General features: G+C 63.6%; 1 protein-coding gene. It reads right to left on the bottom strand.

What is annotated here, in order from left to right; genetic code table 11:
• Positions 1-490 (bottom strand): calcium-binding protein (locus ACXRVZ_RS27700; RefSeq protein ID WP_458233145.1); only part of this gene is annotated, 490 nt, incomplete at its 3' end.
• Positions 491-591: the final 101 nt, after the last annotated feature.

The raw sequence follows: 591 nt of genomic DNA, 5'->3' as shown, positions 1-591 counted from the left end.
GGTCAAGCCCGTCGATCGCCACGCCCGACGAGGTGCCTTCCAGCARGAAGASGTCATTACCGTCGCCRCCGTTGAGCACRTCGTCGCCGCGRCTCGCCTGGATGAAGTCATCASYGGCCGTGCCGGTGACCACGTCRTTGCCACCGCCAGCGTCAATGACGAAGTTCCTGACCGTCCGACCGGAGAAGTCCAGCGTGTCGTCGCCCTCGGTGCCCACGATGCGGTTGTCCCACCAATAGCCAGCGCCATCGAGCGCCTGGATGTTCTTCAGGTTGGCGAGGTTGTTGGTCACACGCAGGATGTCGCTGTAGTTCTGGTTGCCCACGATGCTGTTGACACCGGCGCCACCGTCGTACTGGTCAAGCCCGTCGATCGCCACGCCCGACGAGGTGCCTTCCAGCAGGAAGACGTCGTTGCCGTCGCCGCCGTTGAGCACATCGTCGCCGCGACTCGCCTGGATGAAGTCATCAGCGGCCGTGCCGGTGACCACGTCGTTGCCACCGCCAGCGTCAATGACGAAGTTCCTGACCGTCCGACCGGAGAAGTCCCAGCGTCAATGACGAAGTTCCTGACCGTCCGACCGGAGAAGTC

This window comes from Roseateles sp. P5_E8, assembly GCF_054177665.1.
This window is presented reverse-complemented; position numbering and strand designations above follow the sequence as displayed.